Raw genomic sequence first — 25,398 nt, 5'->3', positions numbered from 1 at the left:
TTACGTCGGGCTGCGCCGCGACCGCGCGAACGCGGCAACCATCAGCGCCGCCGCGCCCAGCGCGACCGCGCCCGCGACCTTCGGCCGCTGCACCACCGCGTTGTATGCGCAAGCGCGCAGCACGGGCCCGTCCATCCCTTCGCGCTCGTGCAGCGCATGGCGGGACTCGTACAGCGCGTTGTCGTCGCGCGGCCGCGCGGGGCGCACCGTGCGCTGGCCGCGCGAGAACAGCGTGGCCGCGATGCGATCGAACAGGCGCGGCGCGTGATACGCGCCGGCCGACGTGAGCTTCGCGGCACCGCCGACGAACAGCGCGCGGCGCGGGTGCGCCGCCGCGAACAGGATCGCGTCGGCGACGAGCTCCGGGTCGTAGATAGGCGGCGGCAGCCGCGCCTCGACGTTCATGTAGTTCTTCGCGTGCATCACGAACATCGTGTCGATCGCGGCCGGCTTGATCAGCGTGACGGACACCGGCAGGCGATCGGACTCGAGCTCGAGGCGCAGCGAATCGGTGAAACCCTTCACCGCGTGCTTCGATGCCGCATACGCGCTCTGCAGCGGCACCGGCGCGTCGGACGCCTCGCTGCCCATGTTGATGATCGCGCCGCCGTGGAAATCGCTCTTGCGCCGGAAATGATCCGACGCGACGAGCGAGCCGTGCACGACACCCCAGTAGTTGGTGTCGAACAGCCGGCGCTGATCCTCGAGCGGCACCGCCGCCGCCGTGCCGAAGATCGACACGCCCGCGTTGTTGACCCAGGTGTCGAAGCCGCCATAGGTATCAGCCGCCGTCGCGGCCGCGCGCTGCAGGTCCTCGAGAATGCCGACGTCGCCGGCGACCGGCACCGCGAGGCCGCCGTGCTGGCGGATTTCCTCGCACAGCGTGTTCAGCGCGTCCGCGTTGCGCGCGAACAGCACCAGCTTCGCCCCGCGCCGTGCCGCCTTGCGCGCGGTGACGAGGCCGATGCCGCTGGTGGCGCCCGTGATCACGATCGTCTGCTCGCCGACCGGTTTGAGCATGCAGTTCATCACTGGACTCCTTCTGCGGGGCCGGTTATTTCGGGCGGATGGTCAGCTGGTCGCGCACGTCCTGCACGCCGTCGATCTGCCTGACCACGCCGACGGCCTGCGTGCGCTGCTGCTCGTCCGGCACGCTGCCGGTCAGCATCACGACGCCGTGACGCGTCTTCACGTGAATGTCGCCGGCCGACAGGCCGCTCGTGCCGACCAGCTCGGCCTTCGCCTTGGTCGTGATGGTCGCGTCGCGGATTTTCGTGCCGGTGCTCGAATGCGTCATCGACGACGATGACGACGACGACATGGATGACGATGCCGAGCCGTCGTCTCCGGCGGCGAACACATTCGGCGCGACGGCGATACAGGCGGTGGCCGCGGCGATCGCGACCGCCATGCCGAGACGGCTGGCGGGATGACGGCGGAATCGCGGTGCGCGGGCTTGCAGCGGGAATACCTTCATCGTGACCTCCTATCGTGAGGCCGGCGTGGCCGGCGGACGTCCGGGTGTCGCAAATCGCGTGCCGCGCGCAACCGGCCGCATCCCCGCTCGGCCCGCCGATCGGACGCCCTTTCATCCAACCCGTTGTAATTTTTTCGGCACCTGGGCGGGGCGTGCCGCCCGCAAAGTGACGGGCATGGCGATTGCCGCAGAGGGACGCAACGGGGCTCGCCGGCGCGGGCCCCGACCTCGGGAGCACTACCATGCAAAGAATCGCGTTGATCAGTGAACATGCGTCACCGCTGGGGGTGATCGGCGGCGTGGACGCGGGCGGCCAGAACATCTACGTCGCGAACGTCGCGAAGCAGTTGGCCGAGCGCGACCTCGACGTCGACGTCTACACCCGCTGCGACGATCCGCACCTGCCGGAAGTCGTGCAGATCGGCCCGCGCATGCGCGTGATCCACGTACCGGCCGGGCCGCCCGCCGCCGTGCCGAAGGAACGGCTGCTGCCGTACATGGGTGCGTTCGCGGACTACATGACCGCGCGCATGCGGCGCGAGCCCGACCCCGTCGACGTGATGCACGCGAACTTCTTCATGTCGGGCGAGGCCGCGCTGCGCGTGAAGCAGCGTCTCGGGATTCCGCTCGTCATGACGTTCCATGCGCTCGGCCGCGTGCGCCGGCTGCATCAGGGCGCGGCCGACGGTTTCCCCGACGAACGCTTCGCGATCGAGGACACGCTCGCGCGCCGCTCGGACCGGCTGATCGCCGAGTGCCCGCAGGATGCGCTCGACCTGACCACGCACTATCGCGCCGACGCCGCGCGCATCGAGATCGTGCCCTGCGGGTTCGATGCGGGTGAATTCCGGCCGGTGCCGCGCGTCGATGCGCGTGCGCGGCTCGGCTGGCCCCACGATGCATTCGTCGTGCTGCAGCTCGGGCGGCTCGTGCCGCGCAAGGGCATCGACACCGTGATCGACGCGCTCGCGCGGATGCCACGTGACCCGAACCGGCCGACGCGGCTCTACATCGTCGGCGGCAGCCACGCGACACCCGACCCGGCGCGCGATCCGGAACTCGCACGCCTCGCCGCGCTCGCGCACGACGCCGGCATCGCGGAACGCGTGACGTTCGTGGGCCGGCGCGAGCGCGACGCGCTGCACCTGTACTACAGCGCGGCGGACGTCTTCGTGACGACGCCGTGGTACGAGCCGTTCGGCATCACGCCGGTCGAGGCGATGGCATGTGCCGCGCCGGTGATCGGCAGCGACGTCGGCGGCATTCGTACGACGGTCGACGACGGCGTCACCGGCTACCTGGTGCCGCCGCGCGACCCGGCCGCGCTCGCCGGGCGGCTCGTGCAGCTGCGCGCGCAACCGGCGCTGTGCGATGCGCTCGGCCGGGCCGGTTATCTGCGCGCCCACCGCTTCTACACATGGCGCGGCGTGACCGACCGCCTCGTCGACATCTACCGCGACGTCGCGCATCCGCAACGTGCCGGCACGGCGGCCGGCAGCCGCCGCACGCCCGTCGCGACCACGCCGGGCGTACTCGCCCACCGCAAGGAGAATGCATGATGAAGGGCTACGATCGCAAACGGGTACTCGTCACCGGCGGCGCCGGGTTTCTCGGTTCGCATCTGTGCGAACGCCTCGTGACGGCCGGGCACGACGTGCTGTGCGTCGACAATTTCTACACGGGCGCGAAGGACAACATCGCGCACCTGCGCGATGCGCCGAACTTCGAGCTGATGCGGCACGACGTGACGTTTCCGCTGTACGTCGAGGTCGATGAAATCTACAACCTCGCATGCCCTGCGTCCCCCGTGCACTATCAGCGCGACCCGGTGCAGACGACCAAGACCAGCGTGCATGGCGCGATCAACCTGCTCGGCCTAGCGAAGCGCGTGAAGGCGCGCATCCTGCAGGCATCGACGAGCGAAGTGTACGGCGATCCCGACGTGCATCCGCAGGACGAGCGCTACTGCGGCCGCGTGAACCCGATCGGCATCCGCGCGTGCTACGACGAAGGCAAGCGCTGCGCGGAAACGCTGTTCATGGACTATCACCGCCAGTACGGCGTCGACGTGCGGATCGCGCGGATCTTCAACACGTACGGGCCGCGCATGCATCCGGCCGACGGGCGCGTCGTGTCGAACTTCATCACGCAGGCGCTGGCCGGCGAAGCATTGACCGTCTACGGCGACGGCAGGCAGACGCGCTCGTTCTGCTATGTCGACGACATGGTCGATGCGCTGATCCGGCTGATGGACGAACCCGGCGACGCCTGCGAGCCGGTGAACCTCGGCAGCGACGACGAGATCGCGATGATCGACGTGGCGCGCGAGGTCGTGAGGATCGTCGGCGCGACGGTCGCGATCGAGTTCCGTCCGTTGCCGTCCGACGATCCGCGTCAGCGCCGGCCCGATCTCGACGCCGCGCACCGGCGCCTCGGCTGGCGCGCGACGACGCCGCTCGCGAGCGGGCTCGCGCATACCGCGCGGTATTTCATCCATCGGCAGGTCGCGAATCACACGCCGGGCGATCTCGTGCGCAGCACGCGGATCGCGTCGCACATGCTCGCGCAGATCAGCACACGGAACCGGCCGGGGGCGGCGACGTGAACGGCACGACGTGACACGACGCTGCGTCGTCGCGCGCCCGGGGCGACGGGCGCCGCGCATCGGCCGACGCGCGTCAGCCGTCGCGCGTCGTCACGCGCGCGATCCGGCGGGCCAGCTCGCGCACGTCGACCGGCTTGCACAGATAGCCGTCGAAGCCCGCTTCGAGCGCACGGCGTTCGTCGCCGAGGCCCGCGTGCGCGGTGACCGCGAGCACGCGCAGGTTGGGCGGGCTGCCGCCGTTCGCGCCGCCGCGGCGCAACGCATCGAGCAGCCAGAAGCCGTCGCCGTCGGACATCGCCAGATCGGACAGCACGACGGTCGGCTTCACCTCCGCGACGATGGCGAGCGCGTCACGGCCCGACGACGCGACCGCGACGACCGCACCGAGCGTCGCCAGCGCGGCGGTCAGGCTCGCACGCGTGGTCGGGTCGTCGTCGACGATCAGGATGCGCTGCGACTCGAGCATCGGCGTACCGCGCGCGACGTCGTCCGGCGTGACGCTCCACGCCATCGCCCCCGCCGGCTGCCAGCCGGCCGGCAACGTCACGGTGAACGTGGCGCCGCGATTGCGGCCCGGGCTCGCGACGCTGACCGTGCCGCCGTGCAGCTCGGCGATATGCCGCACGATCGACAGGCCGAGCCCGAGCCCGCGCCGCGACGAGGCAGGCGACTCGTCCGCGCGGCGGAACATGTCGAACACGTACGGGATGAAATCCGGCGCGATGCCTTGCCCGGTATCGGCGACGGTCAGCATCGCGTGCCCGGCGTCGCGCGACAGCGTGACCGTCACCGCGCCGCCGGCCGGCGTGAATTTCAGCGCGTTCGACACGAGGTTCGACAGCATCTGCCGCAAGCGCTCCGCGTCGCCCGACACCACGCATGTGGACGTGGCGCAGTCGAATTCGAGCGCGATGCCGGCCGACGACGCGGCCGTCTGGAACGTGCCCGTCGCATCGGCGAACAGGCGCACCACGTCCACCGGCATCGAATCGATCCGCAGCTTGCCGGTCGCGAGCGACGATGCGTCGAGGATGTCGCCGACCATGCGCGTGAGCGAACGCGCGCTGCGATCGATCGCGTCGATCGCCTGCTGCTGCAATCCTTCTTCGCGCGAATTGCGCAGCACCTCGACCCAGCCGTAGATCACGTTCAGCGGCGTGCGCAGTTCGTGCGACACGGTCGCGAGCAATTCGTCCTTCAGGCGGTTCGACGTATCGGCCTGGTCGCGCGCGTCGCGCGCGCCCTGCAGCGAGCGGTGCGCGCGCAGGTCGCGGCGGCGCTGTGCGCCGGTCTCGCGCAGCGTCAGCGACAGCGCGACGCTGGCGCGCAGGTCGCCGCGCACCGGGCATGCGGACACCGTTGCGCGAAAGCGCCGGCCGTCGCGGCGCACGCACAGCAGTTCGAGCGGGCCGACCGGTTCGCGCATCGCGTCGAACGTTTCGGCCAACGGATTGCGCTGCAGCCAGCGCATCGCGACGAGCGATTCGAACGGGCGCCCGTAGGCCTCGGACTCGTCGTACCCGAAGATCCGCTGCGCGGCCGGGTTCCAGCTGACGATGCGGCCCTGGCCGTCGACCCCGACGATCGCGTCCGGCGATGCCTCGACGACCGCGAGCTGCAGCCGCGACTTGTCGGCGCGCGCGCGCGCCACGCCGGCATCGCAGAACAGCAGCACCGCGCCGTCGATGTTGCCGTCCGCATCGGCGATCGGCGCCGCCGCCTCGGCGATCGGCACCGGCGTGCTGCCGGCCGCGCCGTGCAGCCAGTGCCGGTCGGACAACGCATGCACGCCGCCGAGCGCCCGCTCGAGCGGCGTGGCCTGCACGCGCCGGCCGTCGTGATCGAACAGGCGCAGCACGTCGCTCACGGGCCGGCCCGTCGCCTCGTCCACGCCGCAGCCTGCCAGCTCGGCCGCCACCACATTCAGGTAAGTCACCCGGCCTTTCCCGTCGGTCGCGATCACGCCGTGCGGCAGCGACTGCAGCACGGCTTCGAGCTGCCGCCGCGCGGCCGCGTCACGCCGGCGCGCGACGTCATTCGTGAGCCGCGCGTGGTGCAGCATCGCCGCGCCCGCGCAGACCAGCATGCCGACCAGCAGGAAGACGAAGAGCTGCACGAGCCGGGCCGACAGCGGCCCGGTGTACGCGGCCGGATCGGACAGGAACAGCGTCCAGATCAGCAGCCCGCTGACCACGGTCGACACGATCCCGAACAGGAACGACGTCACCCAGGCCGCGCCGGCCAGCATCGGGTAGTACAGGATCAGCGACAGGTTCACGCCGCCGAAGCGGATCGCCAGCGCCTGCAGCACGGTGGCGATCGCGACGAACATCACGGCGGTTGCGTAATTTCCGACCTGCGGCCGTGCAAATTCAAACATCGGACACGCTCCTGCCGACCCGCCGGCGGCAGCCGGCCACGCGCAGCCGGACGGGCACGTCACCTGCTCGGCCGCCTGTGCTGACCTGGGAGACCTTCATACCATGACCGCTCCGACACGCTGGCTCGTCGTCTCGCCGCACCTCGACGACGCCGTATTCAGTTGCGGGCAGCTGCTCGCGCAGGCACCGGGCTCGGTCGTCGTCACGGTGTTCGCGGGCATTCCGGAACACGGTACGGCCGCGCCGCCGTGGGACCGTCGCGCGGGATTCCGCACGGCCGACGACGCGATGCGCAGGCGCCGCGACGAGGACCGTCATGCGCTCGCGCTGCTCGATGCGCGGCCCGTCTGGCTCGACTTCCTCGACGACCAGTACGGCACGCCGGCCGCGTCGGCGGCAATCGCCGCGCGCGTGGCCGACGCGATCGACGCGCACCCGGGCTTCGGCGTGCTGGCGCCGGCCGGCCTGTTCCATCGCGATCACCTGCAGGTGCAGCGGGCCGTGCTGGCACTGCTGCGCGATCACGGCCGGGCCGGCGACGCAGCGCGCGTGTGGCGCTTCTACGAGGATGTGCCGTACCGGCGGATCGACGGGTTGATGGCCCGGCGCGTGACCGGCTGGCGCGAGCACGGCTGGATCGGCCACCCGGTCGGCGCGCCGGGCGGCAACGGCATGGACGCGGCGGCAGCGAAGGCCGCTGCCGTCGACGCGTATGCGAGCCAGATTGCGCTGTTGGAGCCTCATATGCGTGCCGATCTCCGTGAACCCGAAACATACTGGCGGCTCGAATGCGACGGCACGTCCGCGTGACGCCCGCGCGTGTCGTGCTGCCGCCGCGCGAACCACGCGTGACCGCGGTGGTGCTGACCTGCCGGCGCTCGCTGGAGCTCGCGCGCACGCTGGCGCGGCTCTCCGCGCTGCCCGACCGGCCGGCGATCGTCGTCGTCGACAACGGCTCGGACGACGCGACCGCGGCGCTCATGCACAGCCGCTTTCCTCATGCGACGCTGGTGCATGCGCCGGCCAATCTCGGGGCCGCCGGCCGCAACCTCGGCGCGGCCGTCGCCCGCACGCGCCACGTCGCGTTCTGCGACGACGACACGTGGTGGGCGCCCGGTTCGCTCGCCGAAGCCGCGAACCTGCTCGATGCGTACCCGCATGTCGCGGCCGTCACCGCGCGCGTGCTGGTCGGCCCCGACCGGCGCGAAGACCCGACCTGCCGGCTGATGGCCGACAGCCCGCTCGATGCGCCCGTCGCGCTGCCGGGCCGCCCGATCCTCGGGCTGCTGGCCGGCGCGAGCGCATTCCGGCGCGACGCGTTCGTGGCCGCGGGCGGCTATCATCCGCGCTACTTCCTCGGCGGCGAGGAAGCGCTGCTCGCGCTCGACCTGTATCGCGCGGGCGCGTGGCTCGTCTATGCACCGCGTCTGACGGTTCATCATTACCCTTCGAAGCAACGCGACGTGCAGACGCGCGCGAGCGTGTCCGCCCGCAACGCGGTGTGGACCGCGTGGCTCAGATGGCCGGCCCGCGCCGCGCTCGCGCATACCGTCCGCATGCTGCCGCGCCTGTGGCGCGAACGCGGCATCGTGCCCGCCTTCGCGGGCCTGCCGTGGATCCTGCGCGAACGGTGCGCGCTGCCGCCGCACGTCGAACGCATGCGCCGCCGGCTCGACGACGACGCGCGTCGCCGCGCGGGCGGGCGCGCATGAGCGCGCCCGGCATGACATCAGGAGTCCGGTTTTTCCGCTTCGTCTTCCAGTTGCGCGAGCCGGTTGTAGATCGTCTTCAGGCTCACGTCCAGCACTTCGGCCGCCTGCGCCTTCACGCCGCCGCATTTCGCGATCGTGCCGAGAATCAGCTTGTGGTCGACTTCCTCGAGCGGCGTGCCGAACGGCACCGTCACGCGATCCTCGTGCGCGTCGACCATGTTCGACAGTTCGTCCATGATCGGCGGCGGCAGCGTGTCGATCACGTCCGCGTCGGCGAAGATGCTCGCTCGCTGCACGAAGTTGCGCAGCTCGCGCACGTTGCCGGGCCATGCGTAGGACTTCAGCGCTTCGCGCGCGGCGGGCGCAAAGCGCAGATTGCGGCCGCTTTCCTCGTTGTAGTGCTGCAGGAACGCGTCGGCGAGCATCGGGATGTCGTCGCCGCGCTCGCTCAGCGACGGCAGCGGAATCGGGAACACGTTGATCCGGTGATAGAGGTCGGGCCGCAGCTTGCCGTCGGCCATCGCGGCTTCCGGATCGCGGTTGGTCGCCGCGACGATGCGCACGTCGACGTCGATCTCGCGCGTCGAGCCGAGCCGCGTGAGCCGCCCGGTTTCCAGCACGCGCAGCAGCTTGACCTGCGATTCGACCGGCATCTCGGTGATTTCGTCGAGGAACAGCGTGCCGCCGTCCGCGCGTTCGAAGAAGCCCTTGTGCTGCCGCTCGGCGCCGGTGAAGCTGCCGCGGTCGTGGCCGAACATTTCGCTCTCGACGAGATTCGCGGCGATCGCGCCGCAGTTCACCGCGAGGAACGGGCCGCGGCGGCGCAGGCTCAGGTCGTGCACCGTCTGCGCGGCGAGTTCCTTGCCGGTGCCCGACTCGCCGGTGAGCAGCACCGACGCCTCGGTGCGCGCGACGCGACCGATCGCATCGTAGACGGCCTGCATCGCGGGCGAGCTGCCGAGCATCCGGCCGAAGCGGCCGAGACGCTTCAGTTCGGAGCGCAGTTCGGCGATTTCCTCATGCAGTGCGGTGGTGCGCGGCACGCGCGCGAAGATGCTGTTCAGCCGCTGCATGTTGATCGGCTTCACCAGATAGTCGGTCGCGCCGCGCCGCAATGCGTCGATCGCGGTTTCGAGGCTCGCGTGACCGGTGGTCAGCACCATTTCGCAATGCGCGCGCTTCGGCAACGCGTCGAACAGATCCATGCCGTTGCCGTCCGGCAGCACGAGATCGCACAACACGAGATCGGGGGTGTGCGTCGAGACGAGCGTGCGCGCTTCTTCGAGCGTCGCGGCCGTGTCGCATGCAAGCTGCTGCGCTTGCGCGAGGGTCGCGAGCATCGTTCGCGTATCGGCGTCGTCTTCGACGATCAGGACATAAGGCATCGAAGCTCCTGGTGGGTGCGGCCCGGGCGCAAGGCGTCGGCCGAAACCGCGGCGGGCGTGCGATGCGGGGTACGACGCCGGAACCCGGCGGCACATCCGCACCGCACACGAATGAGCAAATTAGCTGTCCTGCAGTGACAAACGCGTGCCTAGAAGTATAGAAGAAGTGCGTCGTGCCTTCGCCGATCATCGAATAAATCTATCTGTCGTCGACCACCGCATTGCCAGATTCAATCCGGCGAAACGGGCATAAAAGGTATGCTTTCCACATGAAAAAATGATGCGTGGCGGTCATTTTTTCGCGTGCTCCTCGACGGTTTCGGTCAATACTTCCAACTCGATACACTCATGTCGAAATCCGACGATGACGGCGCGCGGCTGTTCGGCCGCTCGTCAACGATTCAGGACCTGCTGCTGAAGGTAGCGCGTGTCGCCGCGACGCGCGTCAGCGTCCTGGTGGTCGGCGAGAGCGGCGCCGGCAAGGACATCGTCGCGCGGCTCATCCACGACATGAGCCCGCGCCGGCGCGGGCCGTTCGTGCCCGTCAACTGCGGGGCGATCCCGAAGGACATCGCGGAATCCCATTTGTTCGGACATGAAAAAGGCAGCTTCACCGGCGCGATCGCGCAACATGTGGGCATGTTCGAAGCCGCGCGCGGCGGCACGCTGTTTCTCGACGAAATCGCGGAAATGCCGGCGGAATTGCAGGTGAAACTGCTGCGCACGCTGGAGACGAACACGATCGTGCGCGTCGGCGGTCACGAAGCGATTCCGCTCGACGTGCGGATCGTCGCGGCCACCCATCACGATCCGGTCGAGGCCGTGCGCAGCGGCCGGCTGCGCGAGGATCTGTTCTACCGGATCGCGACGATCGCGCTGCACGTGCCCGCGCTGCGGCAGCGCGAGGACGACGTCGGCGACATCGCGCTGCAGATCGTCGAGCGGCTGAATGCGCGGCATCGCACGCGCAAGCGTCTGTCGCTGCAGGCGATGAAGGCGCTGCGCGCCTATACGTGGCCCGGCAACGTGCGCGAGCTGCGCAACGCGCTGGAGCGCGCGTTCATTCTCGCCGACGAGCAGATCGAACTGCAGCTGCCGCGCCGCCAGCCGCCGCGCGAGGAGGTGCGTCACAACGCGATGACGCTCCATATCGGCACGACGCTCGCGCATACGCAGCAGCGCTTCATCGTCGCGTCGCTGCGCCATTTCAACGGCGACAAGCCGCGCACCGCGAAGGCGCTCGGCATCAGCCTGAAGACGCTGTACAACCGGCTCGCGCTGTTGCCCGAACACGAGCGCAACGCGGCGAGCGGCGCGGCTGCGCCGACGCCCGCCGCGAGCAGCGCAAGCGGCGCCGGCGGCACCGCCGGTGCCGCCGGTGCGGCCGGCAGCCCGAGCGCCGGTATGCCGCCGGGCGCAACGAACCCGTAACCGGGCCGCGACGGCGGCCGCCCGGTCTACGCCGCGACGTCGCACAACGCGCTGTCCCACTCGCGCACGAACCGCTCGATCCCGAACCGCTCGCACGCGTCGCGCTTCGCCGCCGCGCCCCACTCGCGCGCGAGATCCGGATCGCGGAGCAGCATGCGCATCGCGTCGATCAATACGGCAGGCCGCGTATCGGCGACCCCGTTGCAGCCGCTCCTCACGAGCTGCGCCATCTCCGTCGTTGCGAGCGCAACGATCGGCAGCCCGATCATCATCGCCTCGATCACCGCGAGCCCGAGGCTCGTGTAGCGGATCGGATTGAAGAAGAAGCGGTAGTGCGACAGGAACTGCGGGAGCGCCGGATTCGGCACCTCGCCGATGCCGCCGAGTTCGGCCGAGCCCATCCCGACCAGATCGAGCGGCACGCTGTGACGCACGGTCTCGAACAGGTCGGCGCCGAGGCGCCGCCCGCGTCGCGCGAGGTGGTTCACGACCGTCACGCCCTTGGGCAGCGTGCCGCGATACTCGACACCGTCGGGCAGCAGCACGCCGTGCTCGATCACGCGCGTCGGCGTGACGCCGCTGTCCCACATCAGCGCGTTGAACGGCGTCACGTGCACCAGCAACACGTTCGGGTCCTGCACGGGGTGCAGCGTGTCGGTCGGGTGCTCGCGCGGCGGATCGTGTTCGACGAACAGCGCCGGCAGCGCACGCTGCGCGTCGCTCAGGAGCCGCAACCGGTCGTGCGCGTAGTGATTGTGATGCTGGTACAGCACGCAGTCGAACTCGGTGTCGCGCACGCACTCGACGGGCACCTCGTACACGTTGTCGCCCCACGGCAGGTGCCCGACCCGACCCGCGTAACCGGGCGGATGCTGCGGCTTCGTCACGATGTAGAAATCGTGCGGCGCCTGCGACAGGTAATACAGATAGTTGCCATGCACGTGCCAGGTGAGCACGCGCAAGCGCTTACGTGACATGACGTCTCTCCTCCGCGAGCAGCTTGCCCGCCCGCTCCATCACGTCGTCGACGCCGATCGCCGTCGCGCACTCGTGCCCGTACGGGCAGGTGTCGAACGCGCACGGCCGGCAGGCCGGATAGTGCGCGAGCACGCGATGGCGTTCGGCGTCGAGCGGCGCCCAGCGGGCCGTGTCGCTGCCGCATGCGACGACGATGCTCGGCGTGCCGAACGCCGCCGCGACATGCGACACGCCCGTGTCGTTGCACAGCACGAGCCGCGCGCGGCCGATCAGCGCGGCCAGCGCGCCGAGCGGCGTGCGCCCGCACAGGTTCACGCACGGCCGCGCGAGATGTTCGACGAACGCGCCGGCCAGCGCGAGTTCCGCGCGCGTGCCGGTCAACACGATCTGCCAGCCGTCGTCCGCGAGCTGGCGTGCCGCGCTCGCGAAACGCTCGACCGGCCAGCGCCGCGACGCCATCCGCGCGCCCGGATGAACGATCACGTAGCGGCCCGGATCGAGCGCATGCTCGTCGCACAGCACGTGCCACAGCGCGTAGTCGAGGCCGCCCAGCGGAAATTCCAGGTAGTCGCCCCAGTCCGGATAGCCGAGCTTGCGGGTCAGCGCCAGGTAGCGCGTGACCTCGGGCTCGCCGTCGCGCCAGACGAGCGCACAGTCGAGCGCGGTCGTGCCGCCGTCGGGCGGCACGAAACCGGCGGTGCGCGTCGCACCGAGCGACGCGACGATCGCGTTGGTCTGCACGCCGCTGCCGTGCAGCTGGATCGCGAGATCGAAGTCGCGCGCGCGGCATTCCGCGACGAATGCCTCGCGCGCGGCCGGCTCGGCGTCCGGCTGCTCGCCGAGGCCCGGCGCGCCTGGAAACGCGATGAAATTGTCGATGTAGTCCGAGAAGCGCGATGCGAACTCGCGCGCCCACGGCAAGCCGATCAGCGTGATGCGCGCATCCGGCTCGCCGCGCCGCAGCGCGCGCAGCGCCGGCACCGCGCACAGCATGTCGCCGAGCTGCAGCGCGCGGAACACCGCGATGCGCATCGGACCGGACGACGAAACGGATTCGAGCATCATAGGAAGAACACCCGGAAGTGGAGCGCACCGCGCACGCGCCAGTACAGCGACACGGGCGGAATCGCGATCGACGTGACGATCATCTCGGCGACATGCGACGGCGTGAGCCGCGTGCCGCGCAGCCGCTTCGCGCAGAATGCGGCCGTGATCACGGCCCAGGCCGCCGCGCATGCGATGCCCGGCACGCGCCATCCGGCCGCGAAACAGCCGAGCGCGCCGAGCGCGAACAGCACGGCCGCGTAGTAATTCCACGGCGGCATCGCGCGAATATGACGCCGGTAGGTCGCGCGATGCTTCTTGTACAGCAGCGCGTCGAAATACACCTTCGACTGCTGGCCGATGCTCGCGCCCCAGCGCGCGGGACGCACTGGATGCACGATCCGCGCGGCATCGACGCCGACGATCGGCCCCGCATGCTCGCGCAGCGCGAACATCAGGTCGGCGTCCTCGCGCCATGCGCGCGTGAAGCGCTCGTCGAACCCGCCTACGCGCTCCAGCGCCGCGCGCCGCACGAAGCAGTTCGCGGTCGCGAATTCCGCATGCGCGAGGCCGGCCGCGTCGCGCTCGTGGTCGGTCGGGCGCGCTCGCAACGGCACGTCGATGCGCCCGGCCGCGGCCGCCGCCGACGGTTCGGCCAGCAGCGCGGCAGCGCCGTGGCGCAGCCAGGTCGGATCGGGAATCGTGTCGTCGTCGGTGAACGCGATCAGCGCGCCGCGCGCGCTGCGCCAGCCGATGTTGCGCGCGCCCGCCGGCCCCTGCGTATCCGGCGCGGTCATGTAGCGGATCACCGGCACGTCGGTCATGCGCGCACGACACGCGTCGACGGTTTCCCATGCGCTGCCGGCCGGGTCGTCGTCGACGACGACGATCTCGTAGGTGGTCGGATCGAACACCTGCGCGCACAGCGCGTCGAGGCAGCGTTCGAGCAGGCGGGGCCGCCGGTACGTCGGCACGACGACCGACACGACCGGCGGCAGTTGCGTGTCGCGCATGTTCATCTCGGCTTCTCCAGCAGGAACGAACCGATCACGAGCGCGTCGAGCGGCGAAGTCCAGAAGCACTCGAGCGCGTCGCGCGGCGTGCAGACGATCGGTTCGCCGCGCGTGTTGAACGACGTGTTGACGAGCACCGGCACGCCGGTCAGCGCGTCGAACTCGGACAGCAGCGCATGCAGCAGCGGATGCTGGTGTGCGTCGACGGTCTGCACGCGCGCGGTGCCGTCGATGTGGCGCACCGCCGGAATCGTCGCCTCGGCGCCGGGCGCGATGTCGTACACGAACAGCATGAACGGCGCGCGCAGCGGCGTGCGCCGCCCGCCGTTGAACCAGTGGTGTGCGTGGCTTTCTAGCACGACCGGCGCAACCGGCCGGAAGTCCTCGCGATCCTTGATCCGGTTCAGCTTGCGCTGCATGTCCGGATCGATCGGCGACGCGAGGATCGAGCGCGCACCGAGCGCGCGCGGCCCGAACTCCATGCGGCCCTGGAACCAGCCGATCACGCGGTTTGCCGCGAGCAGCGCGGCCGTCTGGCTGGCGACGTCCGCGAGCCGCCGGTACGGCAGCCGCGCCTCCTTCAGGAACGCCTCGATCGCATCGTCGCCGTACGACGGCCCGAGATACGCGTGATCCATCCGCCAGTCGCCGCGCATCCCGCGCATCCGGAAATCGGTCCACAGCGCGGCGCCGAGCGCGGTGCCCGCGTCGCCTGCCGCCGGTTGAACCCACACGTCGTCGAACGGGCCGCGATCGCGGATCTTCGCGTTCATCACGCAGTTCAGCGCGACGCCGCCCGCCATCGCCAGTTGCTGCTCGCCGCTCTCGGCCGCGAGCCAGTCGACCGCCTGCAGCGTCGTTTCCTCGAGCACCAGCTGCAGCGCATGCGCGATGTCGCAGTGATGCGGCTCGATCGGTCCGCCGCGCTCGCGCGGCGCGCCGAACAGCGCGACGAGATCGCCGTCGGCAACCTCGTAGCGCCCGTCGCCGTTGTAGCTCACCAGCTTGCGCATCGCGTCCGCGAACACCGGCTTGCCGTACGACGCGAGCGCCATCACCTTGTACTCGTCCGACGAATGCAGGAAGCCGAGGTAGCGGGTCACGCGCTCGTACAGCAGGCCGAGCGAATGCGGCAGGTTGACCTGGCCGAGCCGCCGGTACGACTGGCCGTCGAACACGCCGTAGCTCGTCGTCGCGCGTTCGCCGCGTCCGTCCATCGTCATCACCGCGCAGTGCTCGTACGGCGCCGCGAGAAACGCGCTCGCCTCGTGCGCGAGATGGTGCTCGATGAAATGCCAGCGAAACGGCCCGTCGTGCGCGACGCCGCGAAAGCGCCGCTGCAGGTGGTGCGGCGCGCCGCCCGCGAGCTGGCGCGGCGCGTTCACGATCGACGACAGGAACAACGGATGCCACGGCGATGCGCCGTCGGCACGCCGCGCATGCGCGGACGGTGCGAGCGGCAGCGTCAGCTCGGGCGCGTCGCCGTGACGGTCCAGTTCGAGCCACGGATCGTACGAATACGCGACATGGTCGACGTCCGCGAGCGCGATGCCCGCTTCCGCCAGACAATAGTCGATCGCGTGAAACGGCAGCTCCCAAGTCGAGAACGGCACCGGCCGCTTCGCGTGCTTCACGTGCGTGAAGCGTTCGTCCTCGGCCGCCGCGATCACCGCGCCGTCGCGCACGAGGCACGCGGCGCTGTCGTGAAAGGCGGCATTGATGCCGAGCGTATAGGTCGGAGCAGGCATGCGTCAGGTCCTCGTGATGACTTGCGCGAACGGAATCACGTTCGACACGCTCGACGCGTTCGCCGCGACTGGCTCGGCAGCGTGCAAGGTGGCGCGCGCGGCCGCGTGTTGCGCATGGCGCGCGCTGCGGCGCAACAAGCCGTGCGTCGCCTCGACGACATCGTCGACGCTCACGCCGAGCAGGCACGGATGGCCGGGCTGGTTGCAGACGCTGCGGTAGCAGTTGCGGCACGGCACGTCGACGTTCAACGCGCGGTGCGGCACACGCCACGGCGTGTGCTGCGGATTGGTCAGCGCGTACAGATCGACGACCGGCGTGCCGAGCGCGGCCGCGAGATGCACGGGACCGCTGTTGTTCGTCAGCAGCAGGTCGGCCGTCTCGATCAGCGCGCCGAGCTCGCCGAGCGGCAGCACGCCGGCGAGCGGCACGGCGCGCGGCCCCGCGCGTTCGCACACGGCATCGACGAGCGCGCGCTCGTCGGTGCCGCCCGTCACCGCGATGCCGTCGAACAGCGGCGCGAGCCGCGCGGCCACGTCGCCGAAGCGCTCGGCCGGCCAGCGCCGCGATGCCGCGCTCGCGCCCGGATGCACGACCAGCCAGCGCGTGCGCGCCGGCGCCGGCCGGCGCGGGCCGCCGATGCGCAGCAGCGCCGCGCGCAAGCGCGAGTGCAGCGCGCGTCGCGCCGCATCGCCCGGCTCGAACGCCATGCGCCAGTCGCACGTCTTCGCGCCGATCGCGCGGACCAGCGCAAGCTGGCGCGCGACTTCGTGGCGCACGCGCGAATCCGGCTCGGTCTCGGGCACGCGGTCGGTCAGCAGTTCGTAGGGGTTCTCGCGGCAATGCGCGAGCCGCAGCGGGATGCCCGCGAGCCAGCACATCATCGCGGCCGGCAACGGACTCTGGCTGTATACGGTGAAGATCACGGCCGCGTCGAAGCGGCCGGCCAGCAGCCGGTCGATCATGTCGAGATCGACGACCGGATCGCCGCGCACGTCCGGATGCTTGACCCACGGCGCGTCGTACGTCCACACGTCGTCGACCATCGGCAGGTGTTTCGCCAGCGCGGCGCCGGTGCGCGACGTCAGCAGCGTGAGCCGGCGGCCGCGCCCGCTCTCCTTCAGCGCGCGCAATGCGGGGGTCGTCATCAGCACGTCGCCGAGGCTGTCGAGGCGCACGCACAGAATGCGCCGCGCGCGATCCCAGGCGGCGCTCATCGCCGCACCCACGAGCCGTGGCGGCGCACGGCCTCGCGCGCGACGAGGTCGGCGGCGAGGTCGAGCCGGTCGACCACATGGTGCGGCGTGCGCGCGGCATCGAGCCGCCATTGCGTCTCGTTGCCGCGGTCGACGAGTATCGTGCCGCAGCGCGCGGCGCGGCCGGCCTCGACGTCGTCGAGAATGTCGCCGATCATCCAGCTCCACTCGGCGACCGCGCCGAGCGTGGCGATCGCGCGGCGCACCATCCCCGGGCGCGGCTTGCGGCAGATGCAGTCGCAGGTGTAGCGCGGCACGCTGCCCGCCGGGTGATGCGGGCAATAAAAAAAGTCCGCCAGCACCGCGCCGTTCGCTTCGAACAATTCGGCGAGACGCTGACGGACCGCGCCAAGCTTCGATTCGGCAAAGTAGCCGAGCGCGACGCCCGGCTGGTTCGACACGACCGCGATCGGCATGCCCGTCGCGCCGAGCGTGCGCAATGCGCGCGCGGCGCCCGGCGCAAGCTGCATCCGCGCGGGGTCGACGTTGTACGGCAGGTCCTCCAGCAGCGTGCCGTCCTTGTCGAGCAGCACCGCGCCGGGCAGCCGTCGCGCGCGACTCACGGCCATGACGTCTCCTTCATCGGCAGCACCATCAGTTCCGGCACGACGGTGCCCGGCGGCTGCGTCAGCACGAAACGCACGGCCGCCGCGACGTGTTCCGGCGGCTGCAGCGTGTCCACGTCGATGTCGGGGAAGCGATCGAGGAGGAACGGCGTGTGCATCCCGCCCGCGACGATCGCCGACACGCTCACGCCGGCCGGCCGAAGCTCCGCATGCAACGCATGCGACAACCCGAGCAGCCCCCACTTCGTCGCGTGATACGCGGACGCATTCGGCCATGCGCGCTTCGATGCGGTCGACGCGATGTTGACGATGTGGCCGCTGCCGCGGGCCTTCATCATCGGCACGGCCGCGTGGCACATCAGGTACGGGCCGAACAGGTTGGTCATCATCACCTGCTGCCAGGCGGCGACGCTGACGTCGTCGATCGGCGCGGTCACGTCGATCGCCGCGTTGTTGACGATCACGTCGACGTCGCCGAGCGCCTCGCGCGCGTCGTGCATGACCTGCAGCACCGACGCCTCGTCGCGCACGTCGAGCGGCCGACCGACCGCGCGACCGCCATGCCGCTCGAGGCGCTGCGCGACGGCCGCCGCGCGATCGCCGTCGAGATCGGCAACGATCACGTGTGCGCCGTGTCGCGCCAGTTCCTCGCAAATGGCCTCGCCCAGGCCGCGACCGCCGCCCGTCACGAGCGCGGTGCGACCGGCGAGCGACGCTCGCGCTGGATCGTGAGTCGCGTTCAACATGCACCTCCTGTAAGCGTCCGGAATATCGAGGCGTTGACACTTGTCGTGACAAACGTCGTACCAGAGGTACAGCGAAAACCGTGCCATTGCGCGAACGCCCGCGCCACATCGCGCTCCCCCCGCGCGCCCGCTGGCTTTTTTATAACCGGCTGTAAAAACCGGCCCGCTCGCCCCGCGCTCAGATCGCGAGCGCGTCCGGCGTCGCCTGCGCGCGGTGTTTCGCGAGCGCACGCAGGCAGTGCGCGATGCAGCCCGCGAACGCCTCGTCGAACCAGGGCTGCGCACCCGACACGCCGACCACGATGCCGTGCTGCGCGACGCCGCCCCACAGGTTCGTGTCGCCCGCGCGCAGCCGGTACGGCTCGAGCGCCTGCACGACGTGGCCGTCGCGGCCGGTTTCCCACGACAGCCGCGCCTTCGCGCGGGCGTACGCACGATAATCGGCATCCCAGTCCTTCGGATCGGGCAGCGAGAACTCGTACAGGATCGCATCCTCGAACGCCGCGTCGCGCGGGCCGAGCGCCGGATCCATGATCACGACGTGCAGGCAGCCGCTGTCGCCGACGAAGTCGCTCTGCAACGCGGCCGACAACGTCGGCAACAGCAGCTCGACGGCGGCGACCGCGGCCTGGCGGTCGGCGAACGCGCTACCGGCGCGGCGCTCGGTCAGGACTTCGGGGGGCGTCGGATTCGAAAGGTTCGGCATGGATATCTCCGGAGGAAAGCGCGAGCGCCCGCAGCGTCGCGATCAGGTCGGCCGCTGCCGCGGGCTTGGTCAGATAGGCGTGGAAACCCGCTTCGACCGCGCGCGTGCGGTCGCGCTCGCGGGCATGGCCCGACAACGCGAGCGCTTCGAGCGGCGCCCGGCCGTCGCGCGCACGCTCGGCGTCGAGCTGGCGCACGCGGCGCATCACCGTGTAGCCGTCTTCCTCGTCGGCGCCAAGGTCGATGTCGCATACCAGGAGCGCCGGCCAGTCCGCGCGGCGCATGTTCCGCATCTCGTCGAGCAGCGCGTGGCCGGACGCGAACACACGCACGTCCGCACCGGCGACCTGCAGCAGCGCGGCAAGCGCTTCGCGCGCCTCGTCGTGATCGTCGACGCACGCGATGCGCACGCCGTCGAGCGGCTTCGCGTCCGCGGCCGCAACGGCGCCCGGCCCGGGATTCGGCGCGGCAGCGTCGGCCGGTTGCAGCGACGCCGGCGCAACCGCGCACAGCGGCAGCGACAGGTGCAACGTCACGCCGACGTCGTCGCGCTCGCGAACGACGTAGCCGCCCGCGTCCTCGATCGCGCCCTGCAGCCGTTCGAGATCGGCCAGCGACAGCTCCGGCGCGTCGACGCCGGTGCACGTGATCGTGATCCGCGCGTCGGGGTCGTGCCGCGCGGTGCGCACCTCGACCCGCCCGCCGCCGCTCGTGTCGATCCCGCCGCGACACAGCTCCCACACGAAGCGCCGCAGTGCGGCCGGATCGGCCTTGACGACCAGGTCCTCGTTCGACAGCTCGCGGAACACCGGCACGCCGCGGCGCGCGGCGGCTTCCGCCAGCGCATCGAGCACCTGCGCCACCAGCGGGTTGATCCGCACCGGCTGCAGCGCGAACTTCGCCTCGGTGCGCTCCAGTTCGCGCTGCTTCGCCTGCAGCGACCACATCTGCGCATACACGCCGTCGCTCGCCAGCAGTTCGTCGTGGGTGCCCTGCTCGACGAGCCGGCCATGCTCCATCACGAGGATCCGGTCCGCGTCGACGATCGTCGACAGCCGGTGCGCGATGACGAGACTCGTGCGGTGCCGCGCGACGCGCATCAGTTCCTGCTGGATCGCGCGCTCCGAGCGCGTATCGAGCGCCGACGTCGCCTCGTCGAACACGACGATCGGCGGCGCCTTCAGCAGCGCGCGCGCGATCGCGACACGCTGCCGCTCGCCGCCGGACAGCCGCACGCCGCGCTCGCCGACACGCGTGTCGTACGCATCGGGCAGCCGCTCGATGAACGCGTCGAGTTGCGCGCCGCGCGCGGCCGCGATCACGTCGCCACGCGTCGCGTCGCGCTTGCCGTATGCGATGTTGTAGGCCAGCGTGTCGTTGAACAGGATCGTGTCCTGCGGCACGATGCCGAGCGCATCGCGCAGGCTGCGCTCGGTCACGAGGCGCAGGTCCTGGCCGTCGATCCGGATCGTCCCCGCATCGGGCTGGTACAGCCGGAACAGCAGCCGCGCGAGCGTCGACTTCCCCGAGCCGCTCCCGCCGACCACCGCGACCGACTGTCCCGGCTCGACGCGAAACGACACGTCCCACAGAATCTGGCGGCTCGGCTCGTAGCCGAAGTCGACGTGCTCGAACTCGATCGCGCCGCCGCGCACCGCGAGCGGCTGCGCGCCGGGCGCGTCGCCCTCCTCGCCCGGCTTGCCGCGGGCGTCGAGCAGGCCGAACAATCGTTCGATGTTCGTCATCGCGTCGTGCGCCTCGCGGAACACGAAGCCGAGCGCGTTCAGCGGCAGGCTGATCTGGATGATGTACGCGTTGATCAGCACCAGATCGCCGACCGTCATCGTGCCGCGCGCGACATGCTGGCCGGCGAGCAGCATCACCGCCGCGATGCCCGCACCGATGCATGCGCTCTGCCCGATATGCAGCGCCGACAGCGCGTACTGGTTGTCGACGCCGGCCTCGCGCCATGCGTCGAGCACGCGTTCGAGCCGGCTGCGCTCGACGTCCTCGCGCGCGAAGTACTTGACCGTATCGACGTTGAGCAGGCTGTCGACCACGCGCGCGTTCGATTCGGCCTCGAGCACGTTCACGCGACGCTGGTAGCGCATCCGCCGGCGCGTGAAGACGGTCGTGTAGGCCGCATAGACGGCGAACGTGACGAGGATGATCGCGGTGAAGCCGCCGCCATACTTGCCGATCACGATCACCAGCACCGAGCCGATCTCGATCGCGGTCGGCACGACGGTAAACACCGCGACGCCGAGCAGGTAGCCGATCCCGGCCGTGCCTTTCTCGAGGTCGCGCACGACGGCGCCGGTCTCGCGCTGCGAATGAAAGCGCGCGCCGAGCCGGTGCAGATGACCGAACGTGCGGACCGTAAACGACGCGACCGCGTGCTGCGTGACCTGCACGAACGTCATGTCGCGCACTTCGTTCAGCGCGTTCGCCGCGAAGCGCACGACCGCATACGCGAACAGCAGCAGAACCGGCAGCGCGACCGGCTGGCCGGCCGTGCGGCCCAGCCCGTCGACGATGTCCTTCAGCAGCAGCGGCACCGAAACGGCCGCCGCCTTCGCGAGCAGCAGCAGCGCCAGCGCGGCCAGCACGCGCGCGCGGTAATGCCGGATCGCGCGCCACAGCTCGACCGCGATGCGCGCGCGCAGGCCACGTGCGTCGCGGCCGCGACCGTCGCGCGGCGCGCTGGCGCTCGAGTCGCGATCGTCGCGAATGTCGCCGTCGTCACGCGGTCCGTCGTCAGAGCCGGTCGTCATGCGCGCATTGGCTGTGTCCGTGGCCTTGGCCGAGTCGTCCCGCGCATCGGCCGTCAACGGCGCGGATCGCGCTCGCGACCGGCGCCGCTACCCGGTTCGGGATCGCGCGCCGCAGGCTGCGTCGGCGTGACCGTGCGTTGGGACGGATGCAGCACCATGCCCGTATCGGGTTGTTCGCCGTCGCGGCGCACGCGCACGCGGTTCTCGACGTCGCGCACGCCCATGCAGCCGTCGGCGATGTCCTCGATGTCGTGCTTCATCCAGCGCTGCGGCACGGTGCCGTCGAGTTCGACGCGGCCGTCGCGCACCTGCACGGAGACATCGCTCACGTCGATGTCGAGCGCATGCGCGAGCCGCTCGCAGACGTCCTCGCGAATCCGCTCGTCCGAACGCGTGTAGCCTTTCGGGCCGCGCCGATGCCGCATGGCCTCGCGTTGCGCGGCGTCGCCGAAGCGCGACAGGCCGGACGTATCGGCACGGCGCTGGTCGCGCCCGTTGTAGGCGTCGTAGTCGCCCTCGCCGCCATGCCAGCCCGTCCGGTGCTGGCCGCGGAACCGCGGCTGGTCGGCATGGGCGCCTTCACGTCCCTGGCCGCCTTCCGCTGTGCGGCCGCGGTTGCCGTAGCCGCGCCCGGACTCCCACGCCGGATCGCGCGAACCGCCGGGGCCGCCCGGCCCGCCCGGCGCACCGCGCCAGTCGGCGCCGGCGTCTGCGCCGCGCTGTTCGGCCGACGAGCGGGCCGAGCGCTCGCTCCATTCGCTGCCCCAGTCTTCCGGGCCGACGTCCTCGCTCGCGAACCGCCGGTACGCGGATTCGTAGTCGGCATCGTGGCGCCGGGATTCGTCGCCGCGAAAATCGCGCTCGCCGGTGTCCCGGTACGCGCGTTCGCCGCGCTCCTGCCAGTCGGGCGGGCCGCTCCGTTCGGCTTGCCGTCCGGGAGATCGTCGTTGCATCGTGTCCCTCCTTGATCGCGCCTGTGCCTGATCGCGCGTGTGCCGCGTGCGGACCCGGACCCATGTCGCGTCGCGGCGCACGTCGGTCAGGTTGATGCAAGTCGCGTGCCGCCCGTTGGCCAGCACACCGCGGGGGCGCGGCGAAGCCCAGGGCGGCACGCCCGCGCCGACGATCGCGGTCCACGTCGCGATCGCCGCGCAGCGCGCTGACGGGGGCAATGCGGATCGTCGCGCCTCGGCGGGTGTCCCTGGCAGGGCGCACCTGGCCGGGCACCCTTTGCGCGGTGCCCCTGGCCGGACGCCCCTATCTGCAACGCAATTGCAGTTTTTGCGCGGAGGGTCGCGGTACAGCGACCCTATGCGCCGCCCGCACCCGGTTCGTCCGGCGCATCCGGATCCTCGGTGCCGCCGGGCTCGCTCAGCCGTTCCGTGCGATCCGGCTCGATATCGGCGCCTTCCTCGAGCCCCGCGTCGCCGTCCGCCGACGCGCGCTCGCCAGTGCCCGCGCGGTCCGTATCGCTGTCGAGGGCCGCGTCGCCGCGCTCCAGCGCGTGCTCGTCGAGCGGCGAATCGACGTCGAACGGATGGCGCCGCGCGCCGGCCGTGTCGCTGCCGCTGTCGGACGAATCGCTCGGACCCAGCGCGCGGCCGTCGCGGCCGCGCCGTACGTTGTCGTCGTCCGGGCCGGCCGGTTCGTTGTCGGGGTTCAGTGTGCTGTTCATGTCGATGCCCTCGGGTAGCCGTGAAGCGGCGCGCCGCCGCCGGAGGCCGGCTTTCGCGCCGGGCCGGCCGCGGCGTGCGGACCGGAGGGCGACGCAATCGGCATGCCGCGCCGCCGTCGCCGGGCCGCCACCGGCAGGATTTCGCACTGCGGGCGCGACGCGGCACAGGCCATGCGCCCCCATTGATCAGGCGATTCGACCTCCCTTATGCTTTCGGGGTGTCAATCCGATTTGAATGGCCGCAGCCGGCTCGTCCGGCCGCGGCGGGGCGGCGTTTCTCCGCCCGCATCCGACTTGCCGTTCCGATGAAGAAAGACGACGCCATTTCCGATCTCCACCCGCCGCTCGGGCCCGCCGATGCACGCGACCTGCTGCACCGCTTCGCCGAGTTCCGTTTCGAGACCGTCGTCGGTGCGATCACCGACTATGCGGTGTTCATGCTCGACGCGCACGGTAACGTCGCGACGTGGAACGCGGGCGCGGAGCGCATCAAGGGCTATCGGACGGCCGAGATCGTCGGCCACCATTTCTCGCGTTTCTATCCGCCCGATGCGATCGTCGCCGGGCGGCCCGCATTCGGGCTCCGCGAAGCCGTCGTGCACGGCCGCTTCGAGGACGAAGGCTGGCGCGTGCGCAAGGACGGTTCGCTGTTCTGGGCCAGCGTGACGATCACGGCCGTGCACGACCATGCGGGCCAGCTGGCCGGCTTCATCAAGATCACGCGCGACATGACCGAGCGCAAGCGGCTCGCCGAACTCGAGGTGTCGACGCACCGGCTCAGCGTGTTCATCGCGATGCTCGCGCACGAGCTGCGCAACCATCTCGCGCCGCTGCGCAATTCGGTCGGCGTGCTGCAGAGCCTGCCCGATCCGGCACCCGCGCTCGCGCAATGCCGCGACGCCGTGCATCGCCAGGTCGGCCAGCTGACGCGGCTGGTCGACGACCTGCTCGACGTCGGGCGCATCACCGCCGGCAAGGTCCAACTCGACCACGCGCCGGTGACCGTGCGCGACGTCGTCTGCCGCGGCGTGGAAAGCGTCCAGCCGAAGCTGGCCGCACGCGAGCAGAACATTCGCGTCGACCTGCCGGCCGATCCGCTGGTGGTGCGCGGCGACGCCGCGCGGCTCGTGCAGGTGCTGCACAACCTGCTCGACAACGCGTCGAAATTCTCGCCGCAGGGCGCGCGCATCGACGTCAGCGCGAGCGCCGAAGGGGCGGTCGTCGCGATTCGCATCACCGATCACGGCGTCGGCATCGCGCCGGGTTCGCTCGAATCGATCTTCGACCTGTTCGAACAGGAAAGCGTGCCGGGCCGGCGCGCGTCGGACGGCTTCGGGCTCGGCCTCGCGATCTGCCGGTCGTTCGTCGAGCTGCACGGCGGGAGGATCACCGCGGAAAGCGCCGGCCCCGGCCACGGCGCGACGTTCACGGTGCGGCTGCCGCTCGAGCGCGCGATGCGCCCGACGCCGGGCGACGCGCCGGCGCCGGCGCCGCGCACGACCGAGCCGCCGGCCGGCGCGCCGCTGCGCATCGTCATAGTCGACGACAATCGCGACTCCGCCGACACGCTCGCCGTGCTGCTGCAGATCAAGGGCCACGCGCCGCGCGTCGCGTACCACGCGGACGACGCGCTGGCGCTCGCGCGCGACATCGTTCCGCACCTGATGCTCGTCGACTTGTCGATGCCCGACGTCGACGGCTTCACGCTGCTGCGCGAACTGCGCGCGATCGATGCGCTGGCCGGCACGACCTGCGTCGCGTTGTCCGGCCATGCGAGCCCGGCCGACTTCGCACGCACCGCGAGCGAGGGCTTCGACGATCACCTCGTGAAGCCCGTCGAGATGGCGGTGCTCGACGCGCTGCTGGAGCGCGTCGCGCGCAAGGTTCACGGCGCGCCGTAGCCG

The 25,398-nt window shown here is 70.8% G+C and carries 21 protein-coding genes; 6 read left to right on the top strand and 15 right to left on the bottom strand.

Translation table 11 applies throughout. The annotated features are described in order from the left end of the window. Both DIE12_RS22220 and DIE12_RS22215 read right to left on the bottom strand, forming a co-directional pair. On the bottom strand, positions 1-1,029 hold the full coding sequence (locus DIE12_RS22220; RefSeq protein WP_124521814.1) for an SDR family oxidoreductase: 1,029 nt from the start codon (positions 1,027-1,029) through the stop codon (positions 1-3). Between the two features lie 25 nt (positions 1,030-1,054). Continuing rightward, positions 1,055-1,477 carry a BON domain-containing protein gene (locus tag DIE12_RS22215; RefSeq protein WP_044843364.1) on the bottom strand — a complete coding sequence of 141 codons (423 nt, stop codon included), beginning with the start codon at positions 1,475-1,477 and terminating at the stop codon, positions 1,055-1,057. 242 nt (positions 1,478-1,719) lie between these two features. Between DIE12_RS22215 and DIE12_RS22210 the strand changes: the two genes are divergently transcribed. Next, positions 1,720-3,036 carry a glycosyltransferase family 1 protein gene (locus DIE12_RS22210; protein ID WP_044843363.1) on the top strand — a complete coding sequence of 439 codons (1,317 nt, stop codon included), beginning with the start codon at positions 1,720-1,722 and terminating at the stop codon, positions 3,034-3,036. After that, on the top strand, positions 3,036-4,082 hold the full coding sequence (locus DIE12_RS22205) for a UDP-glucuronic acid decarboxylase family protein (RefSeq protein ID WP_044843362.1): 1,047 nt from the start codon (positions 3,036-3,038) through the stop codon (positions 4,080-4,082). Before DIE12_RS22210 ends, DIE12_RS22205 begins: the two co-directional genes overlap by 1 nt. A gap of 73 nt (positions 4,083-4,155) precedes the next feature. On the opposite strand, the gene DIE12_RS22200 is transcribed toward DIE12_RS22205, so the two are convergent. Further along, positions 4,156-6,462, bottom strand: a complete 2,307-nt coding sequence (locus DIE12_RS22200; protein ID WP_124521813.1) for an ATP-binding protein — start codon at positions 6,460-6,462, stop codon at positions 4,156-4,158. 103 nt (positions 6,463-6,565) lie between these two features. Here DIE12_RS22200 and DIE12_RS22195 point away from each other — a divergent pair, with 103 nt between their 5' ends. Together DIE12_RS22195 and DIE12_RS22190 are read left to right on the top strand one after the other, a co-directional pair. Further along, positions 6,566-7,273 (top strand): PIG-L deacetylase family protein, encoded by a 708-nt coding sequence (locus tag DIE12_RS22195; RefSeq protein ID WP_124521687.1) that lies wholly within the window; start codon positions 6,566-6,568, stop codon positions 7,271-7,273. Then, positions 7,252-8,175: a glycosyltransferase family 2 protein gene (locus DIE12_RS22190; protein ID WP_044843359.1), complete on the top strand. Its 924-nt coding sequence runs from the start codon at positions 7,252-7,254 to the stop codon at positions 8,173-8,175. The genes DIE12_RS22195 and DIE12_RS22190 overlap by 22 nt, the downstream gene beginning before the upstream one ends. Positions 8,176-8,192: 17 nt before the next feature. Here the strand turns inward: DIE12_RS22190 and DIE12_RS22185 are convergent, their stop codons facing one another. Continuing rightward, entirely contained in the window at positions 8,193-9,560 is a 1,368-nt protein-coding gene (locus DIE12_RS22185) for a sigma-54 dependent transcriptional regulator (protein WP_124521811.1), read from the bottom strand. A 348-nt stretch (positions 9,561-9,908) separates the two neighbouring features. On the opposite strand from DIE12_RS22185, the gene DIE12_RS22180 reads away from it, so the two are divergent. Then, positions 9,909-10,991 carry a sigma-54-dependent Fis family transcriptional regulator gene (locus DIE12_RS22180; RefSeq protein WP_124521683.1) on the top strand — a complete coding sequence of 361 codons (1,083 nt, stop codon included), beginning with the start codon at positions 9,909-9,911 and terminating at the stop codon, positions 10,989-10,991. Positions 10,992-11,017: 26 nt separating this feature from the next. Here the strand turns inward: DIE12_RS22180 and DIE12_RS22175 are convergent, their stop codons facing one another. From DIE12_RS22175 to DIE12_RS22125, 11 genes are all read right to left on the bottom strand, one after another. Beyond that, complete coding sequence (locus DIE12_RS22175) at positions 11,018-11,968, bottom strand: glycosyltransferase (RefSeq protein ID WP_124521681.1); 951 nt, start codon at positions 11,966-11,968, stop codon at positions 11,018-11,020. Next, positions 11,958-13,034 (bottom strand): glycosyltransferase family 9 protein, encoded by a 1,077-nt coding sequence (locus tag DIE12_RS22170; protein WP_124521679.1) that lies wholly within the window; start codon positions 13,032-13,034, stop codon positions 11,958-11,960. Before DIE12_RS22170 ends, DIE12_RS22175 begins: the two co-directional genes overlap by 11 nt. Further along, on the bottom strand, positions 13,031-14,032 hold the full coding sequence (locus DIE12_RS22165; RefSeq protein ID WP_124485777.1) for a glycosyltransferase family 2 protein: 1,002 nt from the start codon (positions 14,030-14,032) through the stop codon (positions 13,031-13,033). Before DIE12_RS22165 ends, DIE12_RS22170 begins: the two co-directional genes overlap by 4 nt. Beyond that, the gene (locus tag DIE12_RS22160; RefSeq protein WP_124521809.1) at positions 14,029-15,774 is read right to left on the bottom strand and encodes a carbamoyltransferase C-terminal domain-containing protein; all 1,746 of its coding nucleotides are present in this window, start codon (positions 15,772-15,774) and stop codon (positions 14,029-14,031) included. The genes DIE12_RS22165 and DIE12_RS22160 overlap by 4 nt, the downstream gene beginning before the upstream one ends. A 3-nt stretch (positions 15,775-15,777) precedes the next feature. Further along, positions 15,778-16,989, bottom strand: a complete 1,212-nt coding sequence (locus DIE12_RS22155; RefSeq protein ID WP_124521808.1) for a glycosyltransferase family 9 protein — start codon at positions 16,987-16,989, stop codon at positions 15,778-15,780. Then, positions 16,986-17,597 (bottom strand): HAD-IIIA family hydrolase, encoded by a 612-nt coding sequence (locus tag DIE12_RS22150; RefSeq protein ID WP_044848165.1) that lies wholly within the window; start codon positions 17,595-17,597, stop codon positions 16,986-16,988. Before DIE12_RS22150 ends, DIE12_RS22155 begins: the two co-directional genes overlap by 4 nt. Then, positions 17,588-18,340, bottom strand: a complete 753-nt coding sequence (locus DIE12_RS22145) for an SDR family oxidoreductase (RefSeq protein ID WP_124521673.1) — start codon at positions 18,338-18,340, stop codon at positions 17,588-17,590. The genes DIE12_RS22150 and DIE12_RS22145 overlap by 10 nt, the downstream gene beginning before the upstream one ends. A gap of 178 nt (positions 18,341-18,518) precedes the next feature. Then, positions 18,519-19,046 (bottom strand): hypothetical protein, encoded by a 528-nt coding sequence (locus DIE12_RS22140; protein ID WP_082088721.1) that lies wholly within the window; start codon positions 19,044-19,046, stop codon positions 18,519-18,521. After that, positions 18,988-21,819 (bottom strand): ABC transporter transmembrane domain-containing protein, encoded by a 2,832-nt coding sequence (locus DIE12_RS22135; protein WP_185641248.1) that lies wholly within the window; start codon positions 21,817-21,819, stop codon positions 18,988-18,990. The genes DIE12_RS22140 and DIE12_RS22135 overlap by 59 nt, the downstream gene beginning before the upstream one ends. Before the next feature lie 53 nt (positions 21,820-21,872). Then, entirely contained in the window at positions 21,873-22,772 is a 900-nt protein-coding gene (locus DIE12_RS22130) for a BON domain-containing protein (protein ID WP_124521671.1), read from the bottom strand. A 356-nt stretch (positions 22,773-23,128) separates the two neighbouring features. After that, the gene (locus tag DIE12_RS22125) at positions 23,129-23,494 is read right to left on the bottom strand and encodes a chemotaxis protein (RefSeq protein WP_124485772.1); all 366 of its coding nucleotides are present in this window, start codon (positions 23,492-23,494) and stop codon (positions 23,129-23,131) included. Between the two features lie 305 nt (positions 23,495-23,799). Between DIE12_RS22125 and DIE12_RS22120 the strand changes: the two genes are divergently transcribed. Next, a complete protein-coding gene (locus DIE12_RS22120; RefSeq protein WP_124521669.1) occupies positions 23,800-25,395 on the top strand; it encodes an ATP-binding protein in 1,596 nt (531 codons plus the stop codon). Positions 25,396-25,398 lie beyond the last annotated feature (3 nt).

The sequence above is a fragment of the Burkholderia sp. Bp9015 genome (assembly GCF_003853505.1).
Classification (GTDB): domain Bacteria; phylum Pseudomonadota; class Gammaproteobacteria; order Burkholderiales; family Burkholderiaceae; genus Burkholderia.
Note: the sequence above shows the minus strand (reverse complement) of the source record. Positions and strands in the feature narration are given on the sequence as shown.

Bases quoted from the DNA above. Each gene is read 5' to 3' on its own strand.
- DIE12_RS22210 (WP_044843363.1), top strand. From the start codon at position 1,720: ATGCAAAGAATCGCGTTGATCAGTGAACATGCGTCACCGCTGGGGGTG.
- DIE12_RS22125 (WP_124485772.1), bottom strand. From the start codon at position 23,494: ATGAACAGCACACTGAACCCCGACAACGAACCGGCCGGCCCGGACGAC.
- DIE12_RS22170 (WP_124521679.1), bottom strand. From the start codon at position 13,034: ATGATGCTCGAATCCGTTTCGTCGTCCGGTCCGATGCGCATCGCGGTG.
- DIE12_RS22205 (WP_044843362.1), top strand. From the start codon at position 3,036: ATGAAGGGCTACGATCGCAAACGGGTACTCGTCACCGGCGGCGCCGGG.
- DIE12_RS22155 (WP_124521808.1), bottom strand. From the start codon at position 16,989: ATGAGCGCCGCCTGGGATCGCGCGCGGCGCATTCTGTGCGTGCGCCTC.
- DIE12_RS22120 (WP_124521669.1), top strand. From the start codon at position 23,800: ATGAAGAAAGACGACGCCATTTCCGATCTCCACCCGCCGCTCGGGCCC.
- DIE12_RS22190 (WP_044843359.1), top strand. From the start codon at position 7,252: ATGCGACGGCACGTCCGCGTGACGCCCGCGCGTGTCGTGCTGCCGCCG.
- DIE12_RS22130 (WP_124521671.1), bottom strand. From the start codon at position 22,772: ATGCAACGACGATCTCCCGGACGGCAAGCCGAACGGAGCGGCCCGCCC.
- DIE12_RS22145 (WP_124521673.1), bottom strand. From the start codon at position 18,340: ATGTTGAACGCGACTCACGATCCAGCGCGAGCGTCGCTCGCCGGTCGC.
- DIE12_RS22200 (WP_124521813.1), bottom strand. From the start codon at position 6,462: ATGTTTGAATTTGCACGGCCGCAGGTCGGAAATTACGCAACCGCCGTG.
- DIE12_RS22140 (WP_082088721.1), bottom strand. From the start codon at position 19,046: ATGCCGAACCTTTCGAATCCGACGCCCCCCGAAGTCCTGACCGAGCGC.
- DIE12_RS22175 (WP_124521681.1), bottom strand. From the start codon at position 11,968: ATGTCACGTAAGCGCTTGCGCGTGCTCACCTGGCACGTGCATGGCAAC.
- DIE12_RS22185 (WP_124521811.1), bottom strand. From the start codon at position 9,560: ATGCCTTATGTCCTGATCGTCGAAGACGACGCCGATACGCGAACGATG.
- DIE12_RS22180 (WP_124521683.1), top strand. From the start codon at position 9,909: ATGTCGAAATCCGACGATGACGGCGCGCGGCTGTTCGGCCGCTCGTCA.
- DIE12_RS22150 (WP_044848165.1), bottom strand. From the start codon at position 17,597: ATGGCCGTGAGTCGCGCGCGACGGCTGCCCGGCGCGGTGCTGCTCGAC.
- DIE12_RS22195 (WP_124521687.1), top strand. From the start codon at position 6,566: ATGACCGCTCCGACACGCTGGCTCGTCGTCTCGCCGCACCTCGACGAC.
- DIE12_RS22165 (WP_124485777.1), bottom strand. From the start codon at position 14,032: ATGAACATGCGCGACACGCAACTGCCGCCGGTCGTGTCGGTCGTCGTG.
- DIE12_RS22135 (WP_185641248.1), bottom strand. From the start codon at position 21,819: ATGACGACCGGCTCTGACGACGGACCGCGTGACGACGGCGACATTCGC.
- DIE12_RS22220 (WP_124521814.1), bottom strand. From the start codon at position 1,029: ATGAACTGCATGCTCAAACCGGTCGGCGAGCAGACGATCGTGATCACG.
- DIE12_RS22160 (WP_124521809.1), bottom strand. From the start codon at position 15,774: ATGCCTGCTCCGACCTATACGCTCGGCATCAATGCCGCCTTTCACGAC.
- DIE12_RS22215 (WP_044843364.1), bottom strand. From the start codon at position 1,477: ATGAAGGTATTCCCGCTGCAAGCCCGCGCACCGCGATTCCGCCGTCAT.